This is a genomic window from Sulfitobacter sp. TBRI5 (assembly GCF_051013555.1).
Classification (GTDB): domain Bacteria; phylum Pseudomonadota; class Alphaproteobacteria; order Rhodobacterales; family Rhodobacteraceae; genus JL08.
The window spans coordinates 4036986-4061525 of record NZ_CP112884.1 but is presented as its reverse complement, the minus strand read 5'-3'; the positions used below and the strand labels follow the sequence as shown (position 1 = coordinate 4061525).

Annotated in this window: 27 protein-coding genes and 3 pseudogenes; 15 read left to right on the top strand and 15 right to left on the bottom strand. The window is 52.9% G+C overall.

Annotated features, from left to right (window positions below):
• Nucleotides 1-102 precede the first annotated feature (102 nt).
• From OLX72_RS20175 to OLX72_RS20165, 3 genes are all read right to left on the bottom strand, one after another.
• Nucleotides 103-1092, bottom strand: a complete 990-nt coding sequence (locus OLX72_RS20175; protein WP_433989447.1) for a Hint domain-containing protein — start codon at nt 1090-1092, stop codon at nt 103-105.
• Between the two features lie 260 nt (nt 1093-1352).
• Nucleotides 1353-1559 carry a hypothetical protein gene (locus OLX72_RS20170; RefSeq protein ID WP_433989446.1) on the bottom strand — a complete coding sequence of 69 codons (207 nt, stop codon included), beginning with the start codon at nt 1557-1559 and terminating at the stop codon, nt 1353-1355.
• Nucleotides 1556-1732 carry a recombinase family protein gene (locus OLX72_RS20165; protein WP_433989445.1) on the bottom strand — a complete coding sequence of 59 codons (177 nt, stop codon included), beginning with the start codon at nt 1730-1732 and terminating at the stop codon, nt 1556-1558. The genes OLX72_RS20170 and OLX72_RS20165 overlap by 4 nt, the downstream gene beginning before the upstream one ends.
• 157 nt (nt 1733-1889) lie before the next feature.
• Between OLX72_RS20165 and OLX72_RS20160 the strand changes: the two genes are divergently transcribed.
• Entirely contained in the window at nt 1890-2147 is a 258-nt protein-coding gene (locus OLX72_RS20160) for a type II toxin-antitoxin system ParD family antitoxin (protein WP_114869441.1), read from the top strand.
• Nucleotides 2144-2479: a type II toxin-antitoxin system RelE/ParE family toxin gene (locus OLX72_RS20155; protein ID WP_114869442.1), complete on the top strand. Its 336-nt coding sequence runs from the start codon at nt 2144-2146 to the stop codon at nt 2477-2479. The genes OLX72_RS20160 and OLX72_RS20155 overlap by 4 nt, the downstream gene beginning before the upstream one ends.
• Before the next feature lie 6 nt (nt 2480-2485).
• Here the strand turns inward: OLX72_RS20155 and OLX72_RS20150 are convergent.
• The 3 genes and pseudogenes from OLX72_RS20150 to OLX72_RS20140 all read right to left on the bottom strand — a co-directional run.
• Nucleotides 2486-2707 (bottom strand): annotated as a pseudogene (locus OLX72_RS20150) (tyrosine-type recombinase/integrase); the annotation flags it as partial.
• A 328-nt stretch (nt 2708-3035) separates the two neighbouring features.
• Nucleotides 3036-3455 carry a VanZ family protein gene (locus tag OLX72_RS20145; protein ID WP_433989444.1) on the bottom strand — a complete coding sequence of 140 codons (420 nt, stop codon included), beginning with the start codon at nt 3453-3455 and terminating at the stop codon, nt 3036-3038.
• A complete protein-coding gene (locus OLX72_RS20140) occupies nt 3452-3736 on the bottom strand; it encodes a transcriptional regulator (RefSeq protein ID WP_433989443.1) in 285 nt (94 codons plus the stop codon). Before OLX72_RS20140 ends, OLX72_RS20145 begins: the two co-directional genes overlap by 4 nt.
• 179 nt (nt 3737-3915) lie before the next feature.
• Here OLX72_RS20140 and OLX72_RS20135 point away from each other — a divergent pair, with 179 nt between their 5' ends.
• The 3 genes from OLX72_RS20135 to OLX72_RS20125 all read left to right on the top strand — a co-directional run bounded on the left by OLX72_RS20135 (nt 3916) and on the right by OLX72_RS20125 (nt 6564).
• Complete coding sequence (locus tag OLX72_RS20135; protein WP_433989442.1) at nt 3916-4620, top strand: IS6 family transposase; 705 nt, start codon at nt 3916-3918, stop codon at nt 4618-4620.
• A 361-nt stretch (nt 4621-4981) separates the two neighbouring features.
• On the top strand, nt 4982-5266 hold the full coding sequence (gene nrtS, locus OLX72_RS20130) for a nitrate/nitrite transporter NrtS (protein WP_433989441.1): 285 nt from the start codon (nt 4982-4984) through the stop codon (nt 5264-5266).
• On the top strand, nt 5263-6564 hold the full coding sequence (locus OLX72_RS20125; RefSeq protein WP_433989440.1) for an adenylate/guanylate cyclase domain-containing protein: 1302 nt from the start codon (nt 5263-5265) through the stop codon (nt 6562-6564). The genes nrtS and OLX72_RS20125 overlap by 4 nt, the downstream gene beginning before the upstream one ends.
• A gap of 15 nt (nt 6565-6579) precedes the next feature.
• Here the strand turns inward: OLX72_RS20125 and OLX72_RS20120 are convergent.
• Nucleotides 6580-6726 (bottom strand): annotated as a pseudogene (locus tag OLX72_RS20120) (IS3 family transposase); the annotation flags it as partial.
• Nucleotides 6727-6864: 138 nt separating this feature from the next.
• Here OLX72_RS20120 and OLX72_RS20115 point away from each other — a divergent pair.
• The 6 genes and pseudogenes from OLX72_RS20115 (at nt 6865) to OLX72_RS20090 (ending at nt 13797) form a co-directional block, all read left to right on the top strand.
• Nucleotides 6865-7572, top strand: coding sequence for an IS6 family transposase (locus tag OLX72_RS20115; RefSeq protein WP_433989439.1), 708 nt, complete (start codon nt 6865-6867; stop codon nt 7570-7572).
• A gap of 55 nt (nt 7573-7627) precedes the next feature.
• Nucleotides 7628-7885 (top strand): annotated as a pseudogene (locus tag OLX72_RS20110) (transposase); the annotation flags it as partial.
• Nucleotides 7886-8277: 392 nt separating this feature from the next.
• A complete protein-coding gene (locus OLX72_RS20105) occupies nt 8278-9024 on the top strand; it encodes a VPLPA-CTERM sorting domain-containing protein (protein ID WP_433989438.1) in 747 nt (248 codons plus the stop codon).
• 219 nt (nt 9025-9243) lie between these two features.
• Nucleotides 9244-9948, top strand: coding sequence for an IS6 family transposase (locus OLX72_RS20100; RefSeq protein WP_433989437.1), 705 nt, complete (start codon nt 9244-9246; stop codon nt 9946-9948).
• Between the two features lie 459 nt (nt 9949-10407).
• The gene (locus OLX72_RS20095) at nt 10408-11427 is read left to right on the top strand and encodes an IS110 family transposase (RefSeq protein ID WP_433989436.1); all 1020 of its coding nucleotides are present in this window, start codon (nt 10408-10410) and stop codon (nt 11425-11427) included.
• Between the two features lie 1770 nt (nt 11428-13197).
• Nucleotides 13198-13797: an SAM-dependent methyltransferase gene (locus OLX72_RS20090; protein WP_433989435.1), complete on the top strand. Its 600-nt coding sequence runs from the start codon at nt 13198-13200 to the stop codon at nt 13795-13797.
• Nucleotides 13798-13976: 179 nt separating this feature from the next.
• Here OLX72_RS20090 and OLX72_RS20085 read toward each other — a convergent pair whose 3' ends face one another.
• Together OLX72_RS20085 and OLX72_RS20080 are read right to left on the bottom strand one after the other, a co-directional pair.
• On the bottom strand, nt 13977-14471 hold the full coding sequence (locus tag OLX72_RS20085; protein WP_433989434.1) for a GNAT family N-acetyltransferase: 495 nt from the start codon (nt 14469-14471) through the stop codon (nt 13977-13979).
• Nucleotides 14472-14661: 190 nt separating this feature from the next.
• Nucleotides 14662-15006 (bottom strand): hypothetical protein, encoded by a 345-nt coding sequence (locus OLX72_RS20080; protein WP_433989433.1) that lies wholly within the window; start codon nt 15004-15006, stop codon nt 14662-14664.
• A gap of 784 nt (nt 15007-15790) precedes the next feature.
• Between OLX72_RS20080 and OLX72_RS20075 the strand changes: the two genes are divergently transcribed.
• The gene (locus tag OLX72_RS20075) at nt 15791-16258 is read left to right on the top strand and encodes a hypothetical protein (protein ID WP_433989432.1); all 468 of its coding nucleotides are present in this window, start codon (nt 15791-15793) and stop codon (nt 16256-16258) included.
• Nucleotides 16259-16508: 250 nt separating this feature from the next.
• Here OLX72_RS20075 and OLX72_RS20070 read toward each other — a convergent pair whose 3' ends face one another.
• On the bottom strand, nt 16509-17027 hold the full coding sequence (locus OLX72_RS20070; protein WP_433989431.1) for a hypothetical protein: 519 nt from the start codon (nt 17025-17027) through the stop codon (nt 16509-16511).
• Between the two features lie 68 nt (nt 17028-17095).
• Here OLX72_RS20070 and OLX72_RS20065 point away from each other — a divergent pair, with 68 nt between their 5' ends.
• Nucleotides 17096-17332, top strand: a complete 237-nt coding sequence (locus tag OLX72_RS20065) for a helicase associated domain-containing protein (RefSeq protein WP_433989430.1) — start codon at nt 17096-17098, stop codon at nt 17330-17332.
• Between the two features lie 237 nt (nt 17333-17569).
• On the opposite strand, the gene OLX72_RS20060 is transcribed toward OLX72_RS20065, so the two are convergent.
• Nucleotides 17570-17776 (bottom strand): hypothetical protein, encoded by a 207-nt coding sequence (locus tag OLX72_RS20060; protein ID WP_433989429.1) that lies wholly within the window; start codon nt 17774-17776, stop codon nt 17570-17572.
• 660 nt (nt 17777-18436) lie between these two features.
• Between OLX72_RS20060 and OLX72_RS20055 the strand changes: the two genes are divergently transcribed.
• Nucleotides 18437-19141 (top strand): IS6 family transposase, encoded by a 705-nt coding sequence (locus OLX72_RS20055; protein WP_433989428.1) that lies wholly within the window; start codon nt 18437-18439, stop codon nt 19139-19141.
• Between the two features lie 67 nt (nt 19142-19208).
• Nucleotides 19209-20462 (top strand): hypothetical protein, encoded by a 1254-nt coding sequence (locus tag OLX72_RS20050; RefSeq protein ID WP_433989427.1) that lies wholly within the window; start codon nt 19209-19211, stop codon nt 20460-20462.
• A gap of 72 nt (nt 20463-20534) precedes the next feature.
• On the opposite strand, the gene OLX72_RS20045 is transcribed toward OLX72_RS20050, so the two are convergent.
• From OLX72_RS20045 to OLX72_RS20030, 4 genes are all read right to left on the bottom strand, one after another.
• Nucleotides 20535-22151: a hypothetical protein gene (locus OLX72_RS20045; protein ID WP_433989426.1), complete on the bottom strand. Its 1617-nt coding sequence runs from the start codon at nt 22149-22151 to the stop codon at nt 20535-20537.
• 154 nt (nt 22152-22305) lie between these two features.
• Nucleotides 22306-22989, bottom strand: coding sequence for a DUF6629 family protein (locus OLX72_RS20040; protein ID WP_433989425.1), 684 nt, complete (start codon nt 22987-22989; stop codon nt 22306-22308).
• Between the two features lie 166 nt (nt 22990-23155).
• Nucleotides 23156-23674, bottom strand: coding sequence for a universal stress protein (locus OLX72_RS20035; protein WP_433989424.1), 519 nt, complete (start codon nt 23672-23674; stop codon nt 23156-23158).
• A gap of 193 nt (nt 23675-23867) precedes the next feature.
• Nucleotides 23868-24500, bottom strand: a complete 633-nt coding sequence (locus OLX72_RS20030) for a hypothetical protein (protein ID WP_162797940.1) — start codon at nt 24498-24500, stop codon at nt 23868-23870.
• Nucleotides 24501-24540 lie beyond the last annotated feature (40 nt).

The window sequence follows — 24540 nt, the reverse complement described above, 5'->3', positions numbered from 1 at the left end:
CACTCCTGTCCTGTGCGGCGAATGGCCGGTCTGAAGTATCAGCAGATGCACTTTTGCCCCGATTGGGTCGACAATTGGCCGTGCTTTGCTGCGAGTACTTCTTCAGGCGACTTTGAAGATCGCCGCATCTCTCTGGCGCAGGATGGGCCGGGCGGCACGTTGAACGCCACTTGGTTCTTGTCGCGATTCAAAAAGCATTTGGATTTCATGTTGGGCTTCCTGATCCAATGCTAAAAGCGCCATTTCACCGGTCAACATACTTTCTGTCGGAGCGCCGTTTGCGGTGATGATTTCGTGTTGGTCGAAGAGCAGGTGATAGTAGGTGATTTGGTCAATATCGGGCAACGTTCGAACGGACTTTCCGTTGACCAAGGCGATGGCGGGGACGAGGATCTCCGACTCGCCGAAATGCAGTTCGGCCTGCCAACCTTCGACAAGAATCCGATGCTGTGGCGACACTGTCAGATCTACATGTGGCAGACCGCGGCCGAGGGCGCCAGTATGGATCCGGACCGGTGCGAGATTGGGTCTGCGGGCCAGTTCAAGACTGTCCAACCGCCTACGGCCGATCCACCTGATAGGCTGGTCATCATTATCTCTGGTGCGAACCAGATCGCCTTCGGTCAGACATTCGACGGGCGTCGGACCAAGAGTGGCGTCAATGATTGTTCCCTGCGCAAAGCAGATGACAATCGGAGGAGGTTGGTCTGTGAAATCCTTTTCACCTTTATCTTTGGCGCGGAGGAAGCCGTTGAACGTGGCGCCATTTGCACCAATGTATTCAAAGTTGTATTCGTCTTCTTTTCCTGGATCGACATGGCGGTTGAAAGCATTATTCAGGACAACTGAGTCAGTAGGGTCGTAATCGTTAATATCGATATGCAGACTGTAACTCTGGAAAGTCGAAAGATCGATTTCTACTTCGTCGGCGACGTGGTCATTCCCGCCAAAGTCGATCTTGAGGTTCTTGATATTGGCGTCCGGCGCCGCGACAATGGTAACGGTTCCACCGCCAACTATATCAACGAGAACGGAATCGCCATTTTTCACGACAATTGTCGTGCCGCTTGTGGTAACGACTAATTTCGCCAAACTACTGCCTCGTTCCTCGAATTGTTTCGAGTGTTCTTTGTATTATCATCACATTTTCAGGCGGTCTTTACCAGCATTTGTTTCCTGCACACCGACACATTGAGATAAATGCGGCCTTTAGTTACCCAGCCAGCGCCCATATCCGGCGCCCTGCGTACCCCGCCCCGCCTATATACAGCGGGCGGGGAGACCCATGCCAGCGCCGCCTAGACGCGCTCCTGCTCCGTTTCAGGGCGGGTGCGTTCGGCAACTTTGGCCGATCACCCAACCGTCAATCCGGCTTGCTGGATGTCGCGGTCCTGTTCCAGCGCGGTTTTAATGGCCATGCGAATGAACTTAGGTGTACGAAAAGACGGCAACCCCCATGCAAGCGATGCCGCGCCTGGAACACCCGCGCTGAGAATGGCCATTTTCTTGATCGCCGACATGGATAATCCGGCGCATTTTTCTGAAACAAATGTGTTCACCTTTCCCTCCCTGACCTCTTCTGGCTGATGGCCGATGCGCGCCGGTATTCCGGTTTGCCGCCGGAGGCGTGTTCTTCGAAGATTTCGGCGCAACCCGCAGATTGAAGGGCCTCAGACTGGGGCAGGGGGGTCTGATCCTCTGTTGATACGCGCGCATAGCCTATCAGGGGCATGAAATCGGGCCGTTTGCAATTTAAGGTATCGCCACTAAACGACCGATTGATAGCGACGGGAGGAGAGGTCACATGATGGCTGTTCGTCGCCCAAGATCAGCTTCCATTGACCAAAACTGGGCATTGGCATATATTGCCAATAAAGGAGACCCGGCCCATGGTGACACGCAACGTTGTCCTGACCGAGACCCAAGACCATCTGGTTCAAGCACTGGTGGCGTCTGGGCGCTACCAGAATGTGAGTGAAGCCATGCGCGCTGGCCTGAGGCTGCTCGAGCAGGAAGAAGCACAGCTGGCCGGAATCCGGAAGGGTCTCCTTGAAGGTCTGGCGCAGGCCAAGGCGGGTGATATTGCGGACGGCAGTGGCAAAGATGCGATCCGTAGGGCCTTTGCGACTGCGCGCGCGCGTTCATGAGCCGATCCTTCCGGCTGACCCGTCGTGCGGAAGCCAGCCTCACTGAAATCGCCAGATGGACGATCGAAAATTTTGGGCTGCGCCAAGCAGAGCTTTACGAGGCCGAATTGCTCAACCGCTGTGAAAGTATTATGAATGGCCAGGCCCATAGCCGGAGTTGCGCAGTTCTCGTTGATGATGTCGAAGACCTGCGGTTCATAAGGGCAGGGGAGCATTTCCTGGTCTTTCTGGATCGATCGGACGAGGTCATCATCGTGGATATCCTACATTCCCGCAGCGATCTCCCTCGCCATGTTGCCTCACTTTCGGCTTTGAAGTCGGAAAACTCCTGATCCACGTCACAACCCGGCTGCCTTCGTCAGGTTCAGGCGGAACCTGTCTCGGCGGCGCTGGTAACGGCGGGTCATTTCGGCGCTTGCATGGCCAAGCTGCTTCTGGACATAGCGCTCGTCGACTTCTGCCGAACTGGCGAGTCCGGCGCGCAAGCTGTGACCGGAGAACAGCGCCAGTCGGTCTTTCTCAGGAAGTTCGGATCGGATGCCGGCGTCCAGGTCCGTGCGCCCCTCCTGAAACAATAAAGGCACTGGTGCAGTTTTGCACCTGGTGCCTCCCGGCCTTACGAGGTTCTGGTCTTTCTCTAGTGGTACTCGTTCACGCGTGTCTGGATGAAGTGGCACATCGTGATGAATTTCACAACTTCAGCACTGATCTTGCGGATTGTTTTGATACTGGACTGCATGTCTCATATCCTCCCTGATGCGTTTCACATTACCCCGTGCTGCGCCGTCTGACTGTGAAGCAGGTTACACTCGTGTCACTTTTTTGGATTTTTCTTTAGCGCAGAGCGGTGCGGGCAGGCTGCGTACCCAGTATTGAGGCCGCTCTGACCTAATTGCTGGGTGCAGCCGGGGCTGGGAGAAGTTTGGTCAGGAGCATGCGCAAGACCAAGCCAGAGACAATCCCGACACTGAGCCCAACCGCATCCGCCAGAAAATCTGCGACCTCGGCTTCACGGCCCACGTAGGGCTGGATGAGCTCAATCGCGCCGCCAAACAGGAGTGCGGCCGGGATCACCCAGATCAAACTGCGCGCGTAAAGCAGCGCACTTGGAAAGATCAAAGCCGCAAACGCGATGACATGGTAGGCTTTATCAGAGAGAAGCTCTTCTAAGCCGACGTGCGGTGGTGACGGCGACAGTGTCAGATAGGCGATAACAAAGCTTAGAATGGCTGTCGCGGTCAGTGCGAGGGCGCGACGCGTGGACAGGTTCATGCCGACGACCGGGTTTTTGTTGGCGGCCTTGGTCACGATTTTGGCGACCCGCCATAGATGCGAATGCCGGGGCCATCGTCGGGCGTGCCGATGAATTCGATGCCGGCGGCTTCGAGTGTCGCTTTGATAGCGAGAATGGAACTCTTCCTGACTTTGTTATGTCCATTTTCCGCTTCGGCCGTTTGAATTGTCCGCAATGAAAGGCCTGCCGCTTCTCCCAATTGTGTAGCGGACCAGCCTAGAGCGCTTCGACCACTACGAATTTGAGATGAGGTAATCAATTGCGTAAAATCCTGTAACTTGCATAAAATACGCAAGTAATTATATTCTGAGTTATGCTGGTGAGATTCGAACACAATTGGCGTGCAGAATTCAAGCGTCTTGAGGGGGCCTACGCGCCGTCAACCATGCGGTCCTACTATTCCGACGTGGAAATCTTGGTACTGTCAGACAAAATCGGCTTGAGGCGGGCAGGGCGGTTTCGTAGCTTGCCGAGATGACAAAACGCTCCCCATTCCGCTACTTCAAAACCAGTCCGGAGATCATCCGCCTGGCGGTGATGCTGTACGTGCGGTTTCCTCTGTCCCTTCGAAATGTCGAGAATCTCCTGCACGAGCGCGGCATCGATGTCAGTCATGAAGCGGTGAGATACTGGTGGCATCGCTTCGGTCCAATGTTCGCGGCGGAGATACGAAAACGGCGTATTGCGACCATGAGATCGAGCAAGTGGCGCTGGCATCTGGACGAGATGTTCGTGAAAATCAATCGGGAGCGACATTATCTTTGGCGAGCTGTCGATCATGAAGGCGAAGTCCTGGAAAGCTTTGTGACAAAGACGCGCGACAAGAAGGCCGCGTTGAAATTCTTAAAGAAAGCATTGCGTAAGTACGGCAATCCTGATGTTATCGTCACGGACGGGCTGGCATCGTACGGCGCTGCGCTCAAGGAGATTGGCGTCGCAGACAAGCAGAAAACCGGCCGCTGGCTGAATAACCGAGTGGAGAATTCACATCTGCCTTTCCGACGACGAGAACGGGCGATGCTCCGCTTCCGGCGCATGCGAAGTTTGCAGAAATTCGCCGCCGTTCACGCTTCCGTCTACAACCACTTTAATCAAGAACGCAGCCTCTCAAGTCGAACGAATTTCAAACTCAACCGTGCCACCGCTCTGGCTGAGTGGCGCGGTCTCTGCGCGAATTAATGGACAGTGTCACTGTCCTTGTGGAGACTGGTTCGAATTAGTCTGACAGCACCGTCGATTTGCCGCCTGAAATTGTGAATCCAGAAGTCATGTACGCGGCTGATCCACCGCACCAATGACAGACGCCGCCTGATTGTAATGCATGGAGATCAGTTTGCTGGTCCTCTGTTGAGAGGCGCACCCGTTGAAACCGCCGGACAAAACCGCCGTTCAGTTCAACGGCTCCAAAGCCCATTCATCCCGATAGGGGTTTAACCAAAAACACTGGCTAGTCTGGAAAAAGTATGCTCCTCTAAACTGATTGGTATGCTGAGGCATCCGAAGAATGATCGCAGCGCCGACTTGGCCCCTGAGATACGTATTGGAGACGCTGATCACACAGTCCGAACCGAGCATACCGGAATTGCTGTTCGGCGGAGGAACACCACGCAAAGCGGCTATGACGGCTTTGGTGGTTGGGACAGTTCTGACCGGCATCAATCATGGCGACGCCATCCTCGCGGGCGACTACCCTCCAGTTGTGAAGGTTATCTTGACCTATTGCGTTCCTTACTGCGTCACGAGTTGGGGCGCTGCGACCGGCAAACTCGCACAGTACCGCGACAATCAGGCCAGGGCGGTTTTACGTCAGGAGAGACGAAAATGAACGCAGAGCAGTTCTTCAATCAAAAATCGATCCTTGACCTGAGCTTTTTCAACTTCAAGAACGCGATTACCGCAGCATATTTCGCGAACCAAGACTTCGAGATTCTGCGTACCAACGATAATTTCCGCGCTTTTTTTCCACTGCTGGGAAATGTCTCCAACGCCTCAATGTTTGATGTGCTCGAACAGCTCGGACTTCCCAGTGTCCAGATCGATACATACAAAACGGAATTGTTGGAAAATGGTTCGGTCTTGCTACCCAAGGTCGAGATTTCCACGAGCGGCGAAGACCGGATCTACTCGCTGCTGTCCACGTTCACGCAAGACGCTGATTTTTCTTACCTAAACGGCATCCAAGGCCAGTTTGTCGACCGGACGGCAGAATGGTCGCTTCGCAAGGAACGCGAGGAACTTCTGGAACAGAAGCTGCGGGACCGCGAGTTGATCGAAGCGAAAACCCAGGAACTGCAGAACCTTGCGACCCGGCTGGCGAAATACCTGTCGCCGCAGATCTACAAGAGCATCTTCTCAGAAAGTGAAGACACGTCACATGTGCACAAGCGCAAGACACTGAACATTTTCTTTTCCGACATCGTTCAGTTCACTGATCTCAGCGACACGCTCGAACCCGAACGCCTTGCCGACGTCGTGAATTCCTATCTGTCCGAAATGACCAACGTCGCGCTTGAGTGTGGTGGAACCATCGACAAGTTCATTGGGGACGCCATCATGGTCTTTTTCGGCGATCCTGAAACGGAGGGCGAAGCCGAGGATGCGCTTCGTTGTGTCGAAATGGCTGTAAGAATGCAGGAAAGGGTCGCTCAGTTGCAGAATAATTGGCGAAAGAAGGGCGTCACCAACGGGTTGAAGGTGCGCATGGGTATCGCAACTGGTTTCTGTACGGTCGGCAACTTCGGCTCAGACCAACGGCTCGACTACACCGTCCTTGGCAGCCCGGTCAATCTTGCCTCTCGGTTGCAGAGTGTTGCGGAGCCCAACAAAATCGTAATGGATGAAATCACATACAACCTGGTCGAAGCTGTCGTCTCGGCGGACCTTGCGGGCGAGTTTCAACCGCGCGGATTTGCTCGTCCGGTACGTTATTACGAGTTGAAGAGCTTGGCTCAGGAAGCGCGGCACGAAGTTCAGAAACAACTGTCGCACGTGGGAAAGCATGTCGAAGTCATGCTCTATGACAGTGGAGACATTCGCGGTGCCATCGAGGAACTGCGCGAAATACAGAACAAATTCGAGATCCTGCTGGCCAAGAATGCAAAAAACGGTACGCCTGCCGAATGAGGTGCCCCTGATTTCCTAGACGCCTGCTTCGCTCATTTTCTGTTGTTTCATTTCGTAGTCAACTGGTGACAGCATGCCGTTGTTCGTGTGCTTGCGTGTTGGGTTGTAGAACATCTCGATGTAGTCGAACACATCCTGCCTTGCAGCATCGCGTGTGAGGTAAGTCTGGGTGATCAAAGGGGCAATGGATGGAGAAGCCTTCGCCGCATACATTCGGGAGGTCCTTGCGCCAGAGCTGCTGCCGGTCTTGTCAGAAGGATTGGCGTTGAAGCGGGCAGGGCATTTCCGTAGCCTATCCTCATGATGAAAACAGACCCATTCAAGGGCTTTCACAGCAGCCCTGAGATTATTCGCCTAGCGGTCATGATGTACGTTCGATTTCCACTTTCGCTCCGAAACGTCGAGGACCTGCTACACGAGCGCGGGATCGACATCAGCCACGAAACTGTTCGCTTCTGGTGGAATAGATTTGGCCCGATGTTTGCCGCCGAAATCCGCCGCAAACGAGTTCAGCAGATGCGCACATACTCGAACTGGCAGTGGCATTTGGATGAGGTTTTTGTGAAGATCAGCGGCGAGCGGCACTATCTGTGGCGAGCGGTTGATCACGAAGGTGAAGTGCTGGAAAGCTACGTCACGAAACGCCGGGATCGCAAAGCAGCATTGAAATTCCTCAAGAAATCAATGAAGCGTCACGGGCGTCCTCATATTTTGGTGACAGACAAACTCCGGTCTTACGGGGCGGCAATGAAGGAAATCGGCAACGAGCAGAGGCAGGAAACTGGTCGCTGGCTCAACAATCGCGCGGAGAATTCACACCTGCCGTTTCGACGACGAGAACGGGCCATGCAGCGGTTCCGCAGCATGCGAAGTTTACAGAAATTCGTCGCCGTTCATGCCTCTGTCTGCAACCATTTCAATCAGGAACGCGCCCTCTACAGCAGAGACAATTTCAAGCTCAACCGCGCCGCCGCTCTCGCAGAGTGGCGCGCCCTCGGCGCGGCATAAGGGGCAGCTTCATTGTCCTTGCAGAGACGGGTTCGAATTGGTCTGACAGCGCCCAACAGGCGGCAAAACCCGTTTGGGCGGCATCTCGAAACAAGGCGATCGATATCTGCGAAGATTGCTTGTTGTAGGGGCGACCGCAGTGATGCGGCACGCGAAGCGCAATCCGACACCCATGACAGACTGGGTCAATAATTTGCTGGCGAAAAAGCCCTTCCGGCTTGTATCTGTGGCCCTTGCAAACAAATTGGCGCGCATCGCATGGGTGGTGCTCACACAAGGAGAAACCTATAGACCTTTTGGGCTTGCCGCCTAATTGCGCAGCCCGATCCGAATTGGCAAAGGCAGTCAATGATGCGTAACGATCGAGCCAACGGCGAGACAAACCCGTCTGATTCACCGCGCCTCACAAGCGCGCCAGGTTGATTAGGGACCTCTCCAGCGGATTTCCATCAAGGCCAGCAGATCGTTTCAAGCTGCACAAACAGGCCGGACATATGAAAGCAACCGATCACCGCAACAGGACAAAATCAACCCTTGCCAAAGGCGGTGTCCACATATAAATCACAGATCAGCGCTTATGGGAATCCCTCACGATTCAAGTTTTTGGTCGGATGCTTTAGTGTTTCCTTTCGCGCACCAATCGTAAATTTATTGTGAAACTGTGGTTTTTTTGATAACCTCATTTTTATTTGCGGGGGAAATTCCATGAGAAATGCTTTCATCTACGCGGCAGCGTTTGCAGTTACAGGCGTAGCAGCGCACTCAGCGCCAGTCGACTTATCAACTTGGTCTTCTCCGGAGGGAGGCGGAAGTTGGACTATCGCGGCCGATAACAACTCGGTCTTTCAGAGCACAAATACACCCACGCCAACAACTTTCTTCAGTGGAGTTGATAGTCAAGGCTTGCAGCTCAGCGGGTCGATCACTGTTGAGAGCAGCGGAGGGGACGATGATTTCATCGGCTTTGTTCTAGGCTATGACGCAGGAGACTTGGTGGACGATTCCGCTGATTATTTGTTGATCGACTGGAAACGTGGAGATCAAAATGCTTTCGGCTTTGCACCAGCGGGACTGTCAATATCGCGCGTCACAGGTGGGGTGAACACTACTGAGGCATGGAGCCACACGGGTGATGTTACCGAACTGGCAAGAGGAACAACTCTTGGATTAATTGGTTGGGTACCAGGACAAACTTACTTATTTGACCTCATTTTCACTTCCAGTTTGGTTCAGGTCCGCGTTGACGGCGTCCTAGAACTCAGTGTGGCTGGTTCGTTTAGTGACGGTTCTTTCGGTTTCTACAACTTTTCGCAACAGGGTGTGCGATACGCTGGGTTACAGGAAGAAATAGCGCCGCCAGTTAATGGTGTCGTGCCGCTCCCGGCTGGATTGCCACTTATTCTAACCGCCTTGGGCGTGCTTGGTCTGGCCACGCGCCTCCGCAAGACCTAGGCTCGAAGCTAATATAAAACTACTGCCGCGGCCTACTGGGTCGCGGCTTTCTCGTACCTTGGGTATTTTTCAATTCAGCACCGAATTTAACCGGCCGCTCTGGGTTGATTGTGTTGAAAAACTCTGGTTTCTCGAAGAAAATGCGAAAAACTTCGCCATGGAGGCACTGTCAGAGCAAATTAGCTTGAGGCGGGCAGGGCGGTTTTGTAGCCTCGTCGGATGACAAAATCTGACCCATTTCGCTATTTCAAAACAAGTCGTGAGATTATCCGCCTGGCGGTAATGCTGTACGTCCGTTTCCCGCTGTCGCTGCGCAATGTGGAAGATTTGCTCCACGAACGCGGCATCGACGTGAGCCACGAGGCCGTTCGATTTTGGTGGCATCGGTTCGGTCCGATGTTTGCTTCTGAGATCCGAAAACGGCGGATCGAGGGTTTGAAATCCAGCCGGTGGCGCTGGCATCTGGACGAGGTGTTCGTGAAGATCAACGGCGAGCAGCATTATCTATGGCGAGCTGTCGATCATGAAGGCGAAGTCCTGGAAAGCTTTGTGACAAAGACGCGCGACAAGAAGGCCGCGTTGAAATTCTTAAAGAAAGCAATGCGTAAGCATGGTCGCCCAGAAGTCATCGTCACGGACGGGCTGGCATCGTACGGCGCTGCGCTGAAAGAGATTGGCGTCGCAGACAAGCAGGAAACGGGTCGCTGGCTGAATAACCGAGTGGAGAATTCACACCTGCCGTTTCGACGACGAGAGCGAGCCATGCTTCGGTTCAGACGGATGCGAAGTTTGCAGAAATTCGCCTCCGTCCACGCATCCGTTTACAACCATTTTAATCAGGAACGCAGCCTCTCAAGTCGAACGAATTTCAAACTCAACCGCGCCGCCGCTCTGGCTGAGTGGCGCGGTCTCGGTGCGGCATAAAGCGCAGTCATATTGTCCTTGCAGAGACTGGTTCGAATTTGTCTGACAGCACCTAAAGGAGTACCGGGGGAATGGCCGCTGTACCAAGTGGCGAATTGAAACGAGTAGTGCAATCTCCGAAGCGGACTTAAGACGCCGGTAAGTGAATGATCGCATTGGGCTGATTGTGTTGAAAAACTCTGTTTTCTGTAAGAAATGGTGAAATACTTCGCCATAGAGCGCCGGTTGAAGATTTTGGCTGGGGGCTCGACCAAATCAGAGCTTTGGCGATGTGCGCGTCTCTAACAACCCTCGACACGCAAATAGGGCCAACTTTTCCAACGCAACGAAAATTGGCAGAAAAATGAGAGGGCGGGTTTTTCGAGTTTTTCAACATGGCGTAATTCCTGAGTGGTGCGAGCCTCGGAGCGTGGCACAGCTTGTTATGTTGGCCACAGGCAAACACGAAGGAGAAAGCCGATGAAGACCTATGTTGGACTGGATGTGTCACTGAAAGAAACGTCGATCTGTATCGTGGATGAGACGGGCGTTGCGGTTAAGGAGGGGGTGGTCGTCTCTGACCCCGACCTGATCGCTGAATATCTGGCGGAACATTCACCGATGATGCAGCGTGTCGGTTTGGAATCTGGACCAACGTCCAGCTGGTTATGGCGAGAGTTGGAAGCATGGGGTTTGCCAGCCGTTTGCATTGACGCGCGTCATGCTAGTGCTGCTCTGTCGATGCAGATCAACAAATCGGATCGCAATGATGCCTTGGGTCTTGCGCGTATCATGCAGACCGGGTGGTTCCGCCGAGTTCAGGTGAAGAGTGAGAACAGCCATCGCATTCGTGCGCTGTTGAATGCGCGCAGCCTTTTGGTGCAGATGCGCCGCGACCTGGAAAACCAGATCCGTGGCCTGTTCAAGAGCTTCGGTCTCATTATCGGGCGGGCCAATGGCGGTGTGTTCTTGAAACGTGCCCTCGATGTTTCCCAGCAGGCTCCTGAGCTGGCTGACATTGCGGGACCTCTGCTGAGCGCTCGCGCGGACGTTGATCGTCAACGTCTGGATCTGGAACGACAGATCAAGCGAATTGCCCGTGAAAATGAGCAAACACGCGCCTTCATGACCGTTCCAGGCGTTGGACCAATGACGGCCCTTGCATTCCTGTCGGGCATTGATGATCCGGCTCGTTTTGCACGATCGCGCACAGTGGGTGCCTATCTTGGATTGACACCCAGACGCCATGCATCCGGCGAAGTGGACTGGACAGGACGGATATCCAAATGCGGTGATACGATGCTGCGCACTCATCTCTTTGAGGCCGCCAACGTCATGCTGACCCGGACCAAACAAACCTGCGCGCTGAAGACATGGGGTATGGAAATCGCCGCACGCTCCGGGGGCAAGAAAGCGCGCGTCGCCATTGCTCGTAAACTGGCGACGATCCTGCACCGGATGTGGTGTGATGGAACATCATTCAAGTGGGCAACAACATAGGAAAGATTGAAAATACGAGATCGCCCCGACAAAGGGTGAGCAATGTCCCTGCCGGGACGAATGGCGGTGATGAGATCGACCGATTTTGTGCGAAGGGAAACCCATCCCAAACGCGGTTTCAACATTGATCCATCAACGCTTTCTTGCGCCATCATGCAGAGGTGGAACACCTACTGCGAAGAGAACACTGGAACCGGCAGGAACAAAAATGCTCAAACCACCTTGCGGAATTAGAGAACACAATCGGCTCGATGCAGTCATTAGGTGCGAAACGCACCAAGGTCCGCTTTGTCGCCAATCATTGCTTGTGATTTAACAGCTCCGGAGCCTGACGAAGAGCGTTCATCAAGACAACATTTCCAGAACCGAAAGCCCTGGCAACAGGTGTGCGGCGCACTTCCGGCTGGCAACGGTTTCTAGAACAGAATTTCTAGAGACTTTGCAATGAGAATTATCGCGGTCGAAACGACAGCGACATGCGTCAGTATGAATGGGAAATCTAGAAGCGGCTTTGGGCGGATTGGTATGGATAAATCAATTGCTTCGTGCGTCGCTTCGGCCGCAGCCTGGGACAGTGACATGTGGCAAAAAGCAACGCACGTAGCAAGAAAAGTCATACTCAAAGGCCCTATAAACAAGGATACTGGTTAAAAACACAAACACACTCAAAGCAACTGGCGAACAACAAAGCCATAGAGCACGCTTTAGTTGTACAGGATTGGCGAAAAGTGTCAATTAGTAGACTCTAAGGTGTACTTTTTTACACTAACGTTGTGAGATGGCACCTTAAGCCACTGTCATCGCTTGATAAAACAGAGATTCAAGAGCGGTAGTTACTTTACCAAAATGACCCAGAAACAGTCTTATTCCTAACAAGAACCTATTCAATACTGAGCTGGTTAGTAACGAGTTCGTTGGGTTTCCAGATGAATGAACTGCATAAGGAAGGGCACTATGACCCCTTCGTAATTTGTAAAAAGTACATCCCGAGTTTTTGGGAACGCTCAGCAGATATAGCCGAAGTGTGCGTTATTGCGCTGCTTGTCTGCGCTTCGGTTTATCATCTTATGCTGAGCTAACGCGCAGTCCGGCTTTCGTCAGCAAGGCGAAGGCCGGATGCGACGCTAATTCTGTGGACCTTTTGGGCAGTGGGGAAAAGGTCGCACCAATTCCCCCTTGCATACCAAAAGACCAGTACTAATTCAGATTTAGGTAGTGGCGTTTGTCGCGCACGAGTTTTTTTTGGGTAGGGGTCAGTGTTCTGGTTTACCCCACCGTATGTCCGGCCACTGAATTTGGCGAACGTTGCTACCACACCATCAATAAGAGAAAGCTTTTGCTGCAGTCTGCTTCTGCGCACCTCTATCGCGTCTTTGGGAAAAAGACGACCCGTCGCGATCTTTGAAAATGAGGGAGACCAAGCAGTGAACTCTAATCGGACGTTTTCATTGTCATTTTTGGGGTCCTTAGAGGCTATACTCAAACGGGACAGTGTTGCTGGAAACAATGCATTGGGTAGAGCAGACTTTTCACAAACCGCTGGAATTGTTGACGGCGTTTGTGCACCCATCACAAGCGGCTTTGATGGCGCTGTTTGTAGCTGGCTTTGATTTAGATCAGCGCATGTGCAGCATTATGAGAGACATTCTGGGTTCGCGGACAAACTGTCCGCCACGAATTTCGCATCAGTTTTTTACGATGTGCGAATGAAGCTTTGTTCACACCAGAAAGCTGGTGGGGGCAGTGCGCTGAAACAGAGGGAGCGCGGTAGTGTGGGAAGATAGGTATGCGAACGCGGCCGGCTATCTGTTTGGAGAAGCCCCGGCGCAAATGCTGGTTGAGAACCCGTGGATGATTGATGGGGCAGACACTTGCCTCTGTGTGGCTGATGGCGAAGGGCGGAACAGTGTTTGGCTGGCAAAGCAGGGTCTTTCGGTTGCCAGCTTTGATCTCTCGCCCACGGCAGTGGAAAGGGCACACGCACTAGGCGTGAAAACGGGTGTCCAAGTGGACGCGCACGTCAGTGACTGGGAAAGCTGGGACTGGTCGAGTTCCTTTGATCTTGTGGTTGCCGTTTTCGTGCAGTTTATGGGGCCTGAGGCACGTGTACGCCAGTTTGAGACACTGCGTCAGGCTGTTCGGCCAGGCGGTAGGCTGGTTCTCCATGGGTACACCCCCGACCAGGTCGAGTTTGGCACAGGCGGTCCACCCAATCCTGAGAACATGTACACCACAGAACTGCTTAACAATGCCTTTGGTGACTGGCGGGTCTTGCGGCTTGCCGCTTACGAGCGGGAAGTGCAGGAAGGGCGTGGCCATTCTGGTCAATCCGCGCTGATCGATTTGGTGGCAGAAAAGCCAGTTGCCTGAGGACTTGCTCAAGTCACCCGCACGAAAAGAGATTTTGCATTGTCAGGGCCTGAGCAGCCTGATCTGACGGGTCCGATTTTTTGTTAGTGCATGATTGGCCAGGTTGCCATCCGGATGATGACTTCCCGTGCTTGTGAGCGCGTTTTACAGCTTCGAAGTCGATTTCGAATCCGCTCGCTTTAAAGCGGTTTTTCCATGTAGACGCGGATGTTGTCATCCAACCCGTGCTTGGGCGGTGCGCGGTCTGTGATGTGAAATCCGAGGCTCTGATAGAACCTCCAGAGCCAGGGCGCGATCTCGAGCGTGTTGAGCGACATGAGGGTGACGTGCCGCTCACGCGCCTCTGTTTCGATGCGCTGCATCAGTATGCGACCAATCCCGGATTTGGCATGGTCTTCCAGCACCCCGACGAGATCGATCTGCCAGTTCTTGTCGGAGATCGCATCGACGAGCGCGACGCCAACAAGCTCTCCATCCACCAGTGCCGCCCAGGCGCGTTTGTCGTCGACGGCCGCAGGCAGGTAGTCATATGGGTTGGGGGTGCTGTCGGTCGAAAGGCCAATGAGGGCAAGATAGCGGCTGAACGCTGCGTTGATGACCGCATTTGTCTCGGCGATCTCCTGCGGCCGCAGGTGCCTGATCTCGGGCAGCGGTCGCAGGAGTTTATCCGTCATTGGTCTCAGCCTATCTTCACCGACATTCCTCAGGTAGTATAACCGGCATTTGCATCACAACCATACTATCTGTCGGCAAGTATTTTCTTGATGAAACAAAACCGAAATTTATTAATCGCAGGCAATCGTCAATCCTGCTGTAAGTCCGGCACAAAAATCTGTTTAAGCGGTATCATGGCACGGCAATGGGCTAAGCAAAAGCATCTCTAAGGTCAGAAATGTAATCTGATAACTCGTCAGGATAGCCCCAGCCCATTTTTCCATCCACGCGAAGAAACTCAGCCTCAAGAACAGGCAGAAACTCATCTGCAAGCTTTTGGTCACTCTGTGTCAGAAGCACTTGGGAGATTGCTGACATCATTGAACACAGGCTGCCATAGAAACCTTCGTCAATATCTCCGAATTTGAGTGTAAAATCACTCCCACATTTGACGTAATAAACCATCAGCGTCAGGGTATCCCTGATATCACCATTGGCTTTCTTGAATTCACTAATGGCTTTACGCGCCTCGGCCAACTGCACCCTTTTTTCCATGGTTCCTTAGGACAGATAGCTTTTCGAATTCGGTTTTTGTAAGGGGTCAGATGATCTTGACCTTTGTCATCTCTTAAGAAGCGGGCATGCATGAATGAGGCGTTCTGGTCGCTGAACCGGTATAAATCTTGCACAAGCCCTAATAACTGGGCTGAGGAAAATTCGGATAGTACCGGCTTGATATCTTTCCATGATTTCCCTGTGTTGGTCATAGGTTACCTCCAGCAGCCATGTTAAGTTCAGCTTCTTGGCTATTCTAATTGGGGCATTCTAAAAATGGAACCTGTGGAAGGTTCCGTGTACGTATTAGGTGGGTTTGTCCGCATAGCACAGATATGCGCATGGTGCGATCTACCACTGAGCTGCGATACAACGTAACTGGGTGCTGCGCTTGACCAAACACCGTTCATGATTTCATCCAATCCGCTAGACAGATAAAATCAAAAAAGAGCCATCATTTAGGCGCATTGTGATGCTATCGCTTAGATTGCTGATGCCCCCCCGCCTCAGCAACAAAGAACGGCCCGTCGCGCCTATTTCTCCTCACAGCAGCGGCGGGCCTCCTTTTTCCCAAAGACTGATCGTTGTCGTTGACGCCAATCCGTATCGACAACTGCCTATGACTGGTTAAAACTGACCACATCGCTGCTCTTAACATGTCTTCAATGTCATCAATTACTCAGCCATCAAAGTTTTCCTAATTATCGTTGTCGTTTTATAGGTTCAGTTGCTAGGTATTTTCCTGGGTGCCTATTAACATACACTAAAAATAGGGGATTAAGAGATGACCATTGAGAAAAAGAGTTTAGCCGAACTGAAAGCTGAGAAAGAAGCCGCTGACGCACAGTACTATGCTGAGCTAAAGGCTATGATGAAAGATGAATTTCACTCAGTCTGGGAAGACGTGATTTCACCTGCCCTGCACAGTCTCAAAAAGACAATGGATGAGGTGACGGATAGGTTTGAAGACTTTGAAGAGGAGTTCAAAGGCTATCTGAGGGGCAAAGAACCAGATGTCGATGTTAAGTTTCTCACTGAGATATTTGGAGACTCCCTCACCGTAAAAGAAGATTCAAACAAGAGGCAGAAGAGGCGTACATTCTCCGATAAAGAGAAGAAAAAGCATCTGAAAGAATATGAAAAGGCAGAAGACAAAGCTGCTTACCGTGAAGAACACGACCTTACCTACAATCATTTTGCGAATTGGAAGAAGGCTTTCTTAGCTGCTGAGGGCATGATGGACAAGCCGTAGCGATAACCACAATGGCAGAAGCAAAGATCGACGCGTATCTCAAACCCTTCCTAGGCTTCTGTGCGTTGGTCGACGACAGTATCACCTTTGCGCACGTCACGGGACAACATGTCTTCAAATGCTGCCCGTCCTTTACGTTTAGCGCGCATCGTTGCGCAGAGCAGCTTTAGCGCGGCGGCAAAAGCTTCTGAAATCGAACGCGTTAATCAAAATTTGTGGGTTGGAAAATAACGAACTGTCCCGCGTCTTATCAGCAGTTCAAAGGTTGCATAACTGTCTTTTCCACCGCCACCCTCTGAAAACTCAGTGGGGCAAGAGCGTAATTGGCTCCGTTGAAACGGATCGCTCCTGATTTGAACGCCACCACAATGTTTTCCGGCGGGACCGGGCCAAAGTTAAAATCTATCCCAAGCGATCGGCCGGGGCTGCTGCGGCCAAAGTTTCGATGCTCGATTGAATTGTAGGTTTTGCCATTGGCCTGAACAGCAATCCGGCTTGGGTTTATTTCGACCTTCCCAACAGACGCGACCATCACAAATACCCGGTGAGTAGTTGCAGATTGCGGGAAGCCTTCGCCGATACTGACGCTGACACTTTCTGAACCTTGGGTTCCGCGTTGGAATTCGTAACGGGAGTGGTTGTTCCCACAGGTTTTTCCGAGAACCGCGTTAGGCCCAGATGCTTGGTAATGAACAACTGTACCAGACACCGGCGCGCAGGCAGCAACAATTGCAGCAGTGGCAATCCACAGAACAAGATTTTTGATCACAAAAAAGCACACTCCGTTCAGCCGACATTCCCCAAGCAAAATGCCACCCCGCTCACGTTGACAGCACTTTGTGCGCCGATCAAGCTTTCTGGGCCTGCTGTGCCGAGTTTCGGGCATATGAAGCGCGAACTGAGCGTGATTTCTGGTCTCACGGTGGGGTTGATCCGGGTTTTGGTCTGATCGATAAGTGGCCAGAGAACAAGCAGCTTGGGACATGGGTGGGTACGCAGCGGAAAAATGCCAAGAAAGGTACTCTGTCAGAAGAAGGTCGCCAACGGCTTGAGTCGGTTGGTTTCAGGTTCTGAAGCGTGCCGCGGCTATGCGGTGGGTGCGCGGCCTTAATCAACCACTTCAGGTCAGCGAAGTCTTCGTGAAACAGCGTGCGCCCTCAAACTGATTCACACCCAGTAATTAATAGCCATAACATAGGAGGGCGCACGCTGCTCCATGGCAGATTTATGTTCAGAATATGTCAAAATTGTGGCATTTGATGTGGATAAATCAGCTTTTTGATTGCTCAGGATCAATTGGAATTGATGACTTCATGCAATACCGCTGTCATGCTCACCGTCTTTCGCGAGGGGATAGGAAAAAATGAGAAAAATTAGCGCCAGTATTGGGAACACCACGCCAAACAACAGCCAAACCCAAACACGACGGTTTTTGCTTCGCGCGATGGACGCAATTAATGCGAAATAGCCTACGATAATAAAAATGGCACCTATGCCAAACGCTGTATCGCCATCCATTTAAATTCCCCTTCAAGCCATCTAATTCTTTGCAGAAGCTTAAGATTAAATTCAACATTTCTTCAGATAAATAATCACACGCCGAACAAGTATCAGGACCGAGATTGTTTCTTTGGGGTTAGCCAGTCAATTATGTGATGAATGGTATCTCCTGCCGCCTCCAAGCAGCACTCATGCCAGTATGTGTCACTCTCGGCATGATGCAGGACAGTCTCATCTTTCTCAAAACACCAATTACAGGTGCTTTCGCCAAAAGCCTTCTCGAGTTTCATGTCACTCATTTAAATCCTGTCGGTCGTATTTGTTCGAGTGCAAGGGGGGATCATTCACACTTATTGAAATCGAATAGACGCTCTGCCTTCATTGCTTCGGGCAGAGCGCCTAGCGCAAAGCGGTCTAGGAAGCCCAGTCCAACGGGGAGGAAAAACATTGGCGACCTAGTTTGCGCGAAACTAATTAACTCAAAAAATTGTCAAAAAGAGGGCTATTGGAAAATTAGATTTTCTGGTGTCGCCAGTTTCTATGGAAACAGGAAGTGAGTTTAGGAGATGAGTACAAATGTTTGAGTTACGCAAATTCTACAGCCGGGTCGAAGATTTCCATGGTTCTGTCAGAGCAAAATCACTTGAGGCGGGCAGGGCGGTTTTGTAGCCTCGTCGGATGACAAAACCTGATCCATTTCGCTATTTCAAAACGAGCCGTGAGATAATCCGCCTAGCGGTAATGCTGTACGTCCGTTTCCCGCTGTCGCTGCGCAATGTGGAAGATTTGCTCCACGAACGCGGCATCGACGTGAGCCACGAGGCCGTTCGATTTTGGTGGCATCGGTTCGGTCCGATGTTTGCTTCTGAGATCCGAAAACGGCGGATCGAGGGTTTGAAATCCAGCCGATGGCGCTGGCATCTGGACGAGATGTTCGTGAAAATCAACGGCGAGCAGCATTATCTATGGCGGGCTGTCGATCATGAAGGCGAAGTCCTGGAAAGCTTTGTGACAAAGACGCGCGACAAGAAGGCCGCGTTGAAATTCTTAAAGAAAGCAATGCGTAAGCACGGCAGCCCAGAAGTGATTGTGACAGACGGGCTGGCATCGTACGGCGCTGCGCTGAAAGAAATCGGTGCGGAACACCGCCAAGAAACCGGCCGGTGGATGAACAATAGGGCAGAGAATTCACATCTGCCGTTCCGACGACGAGAACGGGCCATGCTTCGCTTCAGGCGCATGCGAAGTTTGCAGAAATTCGCCTCCGTCCACGCATCCGTTTACAATCACTTTAATCAGGAACGCAGCCTCTCAACTCGAACGAATTTCAAACTCAACCGCGCCGCCGCTCTGGCTGAGTGGCGCGGTCTCGGTGCGGCATAAAGCGCAGTCATATTGTCCTTGCAGAGACTGTTTCGAATTTGTCTGACAGCACCACTATGGCGGCTTCATGGCCTTTGATGTTCTTGTACATGGCCAGCGCAAGATTTTCGGCAATCTGTTTGTAAATGGAGGTCTGTCCTTCGGGGGCGGCGGCAAGAGTGTTGATCAAAGCGTGCAGCTTTCCGGAACAGGTGGGTTCACACGGGGGTATCTGGGGCTTGGCTATGACTTCAAAACATTCTCGGCCGGTGCAAACATTTCGCGGATGAAGTTTTTTGAATCTTCTATCGATGACACCCAGATCAATTTCTTCCTGCAAATGCCGTTCTCTTACAGAACCGGACCTTATGCGCGTTCAGGTGAAACATTCGTTCAGTCGGGGCCATCCGGCAGCAGCGAGACTGCCGGTCGCGCGCCTGAACACATGCTGTCGATGGGGCTGGACAATTATTCGCAGATCGATCCCGAAGGGTCTTACAAGGGCAGAATTCACGCGGTCGATCTGCAGTTTTCTCGTTTCGTGACAAAGAACAGCTATTGGTATTTTGCTTTCGGCGTAGGCTATGACGGGCTGCCGTTGTACAATCAGGTTGTCGGCGGGGTTGGCACCCGTATTGCAATCTCTCCGCGCGTGAACCTTTATGGGCAGATCGGGATCGGGTCTGGCGGCTATGCGCCTTCCTTGATCGACACTGGCTCGGGGTTGCTGGTTTATCCAAAGGCAACTGCCGAATATATGCTGAACAAAAACTGGGGCATCGGACTGACTGCCGGATATCTGATTGCACCTGATGGCACCTCGGAAAACCTTACTTTTGGCGCAACGCTGAATTATCATTTCCGCGCCGAGGACCAGATTGAAAACGCCAGCTATCCGGTTGAGGGCACGTATGCAGGGTACCGGTTCAGTGTATCCCACGAGACAAAGTTCGACATGTCGGTCAATGGCGCATCGCGCAGCAACCTTAACCTGATCGCAATCCAGACCGACCGAATTTTGGGCGATCATTTCTATGTCCCGATCAGAGCAAGCATTTCCTACGAGGCCTACCGGGGCTATCCTGGATATGGTGAGGTGCTGGCGGGTATCGGTTTGCAAAGCAAGTATTCCAGCACAAACAGAATTCAGTTCTTTGGTGAATTGCAGGCCGGCGCCAATGTCGAGGGCGCGCTTTTGAGGGCTGGTGCGGGACTTTATTATGGGCTGAACAAAGATTATGCCCTGCGCGGCCAGATCAGCCAGACCAACGGGGCAAACGGGTTTCGTGCGACAAGTGTGGAACTGGGCCTGACCTATCGTTTTTCACTGCCCAGTTTCTGAGCAGCCTAGCCCAGGAATGCCAGCGCAAACCCCGGTTTTATGCTGCCAGTGCCGACGATAAATGCAAGGCTTCTATTCCGATGTGCGGTACGCAGATGATTGCACCACCAGCACGACAAGCAGCGGCACGGCGACGGTGATCACCCCGACAACGATCAGCAGATGACCCAACTGGGAATAGTCCGCCACAGAAATCTGCGCGCCGGTAACAGGATCAACCGAGGCGCGGGTAACGACAAAAACCTTGTTCAGATACTTGGTACCAAGGCTGGATGCAGACAATGCCATGTTGGTGAACGAGGCCATGACCGCAAAGAATGTGGCCTTCAACTCCGGTGGCGCGTTTCGCGCGATCCATGCCAGCATCGGCACCATCGCGATTTGCCCCAGTGGCGATTCAATCGCGGTATCAAGGATTGCAATAAACCGGGCATCCACGACCCCGCCGGTGTGCGCTGCCGTCCATTCATGCACACCGTAATACAGGCCAATATTCGGCAACGAAAGAACCCCTGCCGCAATCGTAAGCAACACAATGATATAGGCGATCGACCGGTCCGCCATCAGCGGTCGCAGAACCAGCAGACCCAGCAGCGCCAGCAGCGAGGTGATCAGTGACAGGATCGACAGGAACTGTTCGTCAAAACCCAACTCATCGATCTCGAACCACGTAAGCCCCGGCCCGGGCAGGGGCACGGCGCGGAACACGTAGATGATTGTGGCGGTGCCGATCAGAACACGTGCGGCATCTGGTTCGAGTTCCTTGGTCAGTTGCCTGATAAGATAAAGAATGACAGACATCGACGTCACAAAGATGGCTTCCTGCGCATAGGCAAAATCCGAAGTGCCCAGCAGAACGCTAAGGACGACAAAGGCAAGGCCACCACCAAGGATCTGCCAGTTGGCTTCGGTTTCGCCTTCGGGGCCGGTCTGTGGCAATCCGCGCGCGGCCTGTCTGTGTTGCACCAGCATATGCAGAAACATCCCGCTGACCGATATGACCGGAATCGCAAGTGCAATCAGATAGACCTTGGAATAAAGCGCCAGCCGCGCTTCGCGTGATAGGGTTTCGGTGTCTGAAAAAATCCAGATATTGACCGCCGCCACCGAAACAAAACCCGAGATGATCGCAATCCGGCCCAGTGTTTGCATCGTTGTATGCATCGCGCGCAGATGCGTTTGGCTATACGCCTGCCCGCTGTCGTCGGTCGAAGGCACGGCCTCGACCGTCATGGCATCGGCAACAACATCCTGAATCGCATATCCTGACGGAGCCAGCAAAAGGGCGATCACAAACCATGTCTCAAGCGGAAAGACCGCGCGCATCTCGTCCGGGCGTGATACCAGCCCGAACATGATCAGCAAGGACGCCGCAATCAGCGCGGCACCAAGCAGGATCAATACCGCTTTCCAGCGCCAGAACAGGTCAACGACGTGACCCATCGGCAATTTCAGAACCCATGGCAATCCCGCCCAGAAGGTCAAACCCGCGACAAAGGTCGCGGAAAGATCAAGGTATTCCTTTAGGAAAAAGGCGCCCACAACCGACGTCAGGCCGGAAACGCCAGCGGCAAAATAGACCATCAGGGGCGGCAGAAACGACCAGCGCATTTGCAACGCCAAATCCACGAACACGCGGTGAAAGAATGTTGTCTGTTCTGACGCCGCCTTTTGGTCTTTCACTTCCATCAGCCACCTGCACTGCCAGAGGCAGTAATTGTCCTTGGTTTGCTTCGGGTTTCCCAGGTCATCGCGTCCAAGATCTGCACACCCATATTGCGCGCTGCAGCGCATGAAAACCAGATATAGAAACGGCAATGACGTATCGGCCCTTTTCGCCGGTTCAGCCGCTTTCCCGAAGCAAAGATGAAGATGTCTTGACCTGCCGCATGACGAATAACATGTAACCCGAGACGATTGCGGCCATGAAACACCAGACCGATGTAAATGCGTAGTTCGCGAACAGGAAGCCCACGATAACAGACAGAGTGATAAGCACCCCAAAGATCCTGATCGGTTTGGCCGACGATGTTAAAAGGGGGATGCACACGACGCCTGCATAAACGACGCGCAGCACGCTGTGCGGCACAATATCGTCCCATATCAGCGTTGAATTGTAATCAATCGAGTGTTTTACGATCCGGATCGGCAGCCAGTCCGGATGAAAGAGCAACGGAACGAAAAGGGAAAGCCCCAACAAACAACCGACAACCGTCACAAACAGAAAGAACATCTTCCGTTTGCGCTGCCGTTCGACCAGAAAAGCCGCAAGCGGCACAATGAAGGGCCAAAGGAAATAAGCGAAAAACAGAAACCCCAAAGCCAGAACGTGCGCTTGTGATCCGTCTGCCCGGTTGATGGCCATCCAAAGCCCGCCTTCCAGCACCTGCTGCACTGCGAATACGATCGGGAAAACGGCAAACCCCAAAAAACGTCGATCGGTTTTCAGCCCGACAGTCAGAGTATGAATTCCGACAGGCACCAGAGCGGCGGCTGTCACAAAGCTGGCAGAGGCGGAAAAGCACATGGGGGCGGGTCCTGAAGAGTTCTGATCCGGATAGTTGGGCTGACAGATCAAGGCCATGATTGCCAAAACGAAGACATAGGACAGTTAAGGCGGAACAGGATGTTTTGCCCGAAAGGCCGGGCGCCAGTTTGTGCGTTCGTTTTGAACGTCCCGAAGTGGAACTGGATCAGTGGATCAGCAAAACGGCCGAACCGGCATGTTGTGCAACCTTGTTCGACACACTGCCAATAAGGAATTGCCTGACTTTTCCAAGGCCGCGCCGCCCGAGGACAACAAGATCTGCGCCGGTTTCGTCGATCGCGTCAAGAATGCTATCGGCATAATCACCCCCTTCGGAAAGCGTATCGACCTTCTTTACACCTGCTTCCACGGCGCGCTGTTTCGCCCGCTTGAGGATCAGTTCGCCAAGTTCCCCGACAATGCGTGCTTCGTGCCCGGCATCCGACATATGGTTGCGCAACGCCGCGCCAAAGGGAACGGTTCCCGAGGATGCCTGCGCCTCATATTCAGGAACGATATGCTCGATTTCCGCCATATGCTCCAACTCTTCAACGGGGCGCCCGTGCAGTCGTACATGCACGATGTAAAGTCGTGCATCCTGCCTGACTGCCTGATCAATGGCAGCGTCAAGCGCGCGGTTGGCAGTGTCAGATCCGTCGGTTGCTACAAGAACAGTTTTGAACATGATGTCCTCCTCTCGTGATGCGGCAAGTTTAATCCAAACCGCGAAGGGACATTTTGATGCGCATCAATACGGCGCTTGCCGTCCGTGCAACCGCCGTGGCGGCACTGCCAAGTCAAGTTGGGTTGAAACGGGCAGGGGCGGCACCCGACAGCAAAGCCGGTGTTACATGACAAAGCCCATCGCTTTGGAAGCGTCAGGTCTGGCTTGAAGGATTTTTTTGCAAACGAAACTTGCGCATGGACGCGAACAATCCCGCGCCTGCGAACAAGAACCAGAAACTTGCCGGCAAAGGCACTGGCGATACCTCGGGCTCAGGCTCTGGTGGCGCGTATACAACATCATCAAGGCGAAACACTTCGCTTCCTGTCGACTTTTGGCTTCCGAACGTGATCGATTCAAAAGGTATTGACGATGTGAACCCAAAAAAACCGGTGCCGGGCCGCGGCAGGTAAGTCGAAAGATTTACCGTCTGCCCTGCGGCGGACACCGTCAGGAAAGAACCGGTGACGGCACCGTCGAAATCGCCGCCGAACGCGAACATAGCTTCGGGAAACATGAAATAATGCAGGCCTGATGGCGTTCCGTCTGCGTTGACTTCGCCCATGAACTCGCGCGTTCCGTTGACGTCACCGTTGTTCTTGACCAGCGGTTGCCCGTTAAACGGGTCGCCGTTGCCGTCATCGGGCCCGCCCTCATACGAGAACCGAAGGGTGCCAAGCATTGGTGTTTCGCCGGAAAAGATCGTACCCAAGGGCGCAGTCGAAAAATCTTCGGTCACGGCATCCGGTCCGGCCGCAGCAAGAAAGTCAGCTTTGTTCGTGAACACCTGCAAAGCCGCCGAAACACCATTAGGTGCTGGCAGCAAA

Coding starts and splice junctions, on each gene's coding strand:
- OLX72_RS20165 (WP_433989445.1), bottom strand. CDS start 1,732: ATGCCCCTGATAGGCTATGCGCGCGTATCAACAGAGGATCAGACCCCC.
- OLX72_RS20160 (WP_114869441.1), top strand. CDS start 1,890: ATGGTGACACGCAACGTTGTCCTGACCGAGACCCAAGACCATCTGGTT.
- OLX72_RS20155 (WP_114869442.1), top strand. CDS start 2,144: ATGAGCCGATCCTTCCGGCTGACCCGTCGTGCGGAAGCCAGCCTCACT.
- OLX72_RS20135 (WP_433989442.1), top strand. CDS start 3,916: ATGACAAAACGCTCCCCATTCCGCTACTTCAAAACCAGTCCGGAGATC.
- OLX72_RS20125 (WP_433989440.1), top strand. CDS start 5,263: ATGAACGCAGAGCAGTTCTTCAATCAAAAATCGATCCTTGACCTGAGC.
- OLX72_RS20115 (WP_433989439.1), top strand. CDS start 6,865: ATGATGAAAACAGACCCATTCAAGGGCTTTCACAGCAGCCCTGAGATT.
- OLX72_RS20105 (WP_433989438.1), top strand. CDS start 8,278: ATGAGAAATGCTTTCATCTACGCGGCAGCGTTTGCAGTTACAGGCGTA.
- OLX72_RS20100 (WP_433989437.1), top strand. CDS start 9,244: ATGACAAAATCTGACCCATTTCGCTATTTCAAAACAAGTCGTGAGATT.
- OLX72_RS20095 (WP_433989436.1), top strand. CDS start 10,408: ATGAAGACCTATGTTGGACTGGATGTGTCACTGAAAGAAACGTCGATC.
- OLX72_RS20085 (WP_433989434.1), bottom strand. CDS start 14,471: ATGACGGATAAACTCCTGCGACCGCTGCCCGAGATCAGGCACCTGCGG.
- OLX72_RS20080 (WP_433989433.1), bottom strand. CDS start 15,006: ATGGAAAAAAGGGTGCAGTTGGCCGAGGCGCGTAAAGCCATTAGTGAA.
- OLX72_RS20075 (WP_433989432.1), top strand. CDS start 15,791: ATGACCATTGAGAAAAAGAGTTTAGCCGAACTGAAAGCTGAGAAAGAA.
- OLX72_RS20060 (WP_433989429.1), bottom strand. CDS start 17,776: ATGGATGGCGATACAGCGTTTGGCATAGGTGCCATTTTTATTATCGTA.
- OLX72_RS20055 (WP_433989428.1), top strand. CDS start 18,437: ATGACAAAACCTGATCCATTTCGCTATTTCAAAACGAGCCGTGAGATA.
- OLX72_RS20050 (WP_433989427.1), top strand. CDS start 19,209: ATGGCCTTTGATGTTCTTGTACATGGCCAGCGCAAGATTTTCGGCAAT.
- OLX72_RS20045 (WP_433989426.1), bottom strand. CDS start 22,151: ATGGAAGTGAAAGACCAAAAGGCGGCGTCAGAACAGACAACATTCTTT.
- OLX72_RS20040 (WP_433989425.1), bottom strand. CDS start 22,989: ATGTGCTTTTCCGCCTCTGCCAGCTTTGTGACAGCCGCCGCTCTGGTG.
- OLX72_RS20035 (WP_433989424.1), bottom strand. CDS start 23,674: ATGTTCAAAACTGTTCTTGTAGCAACCGACGGATCTGACACTGCCAAC.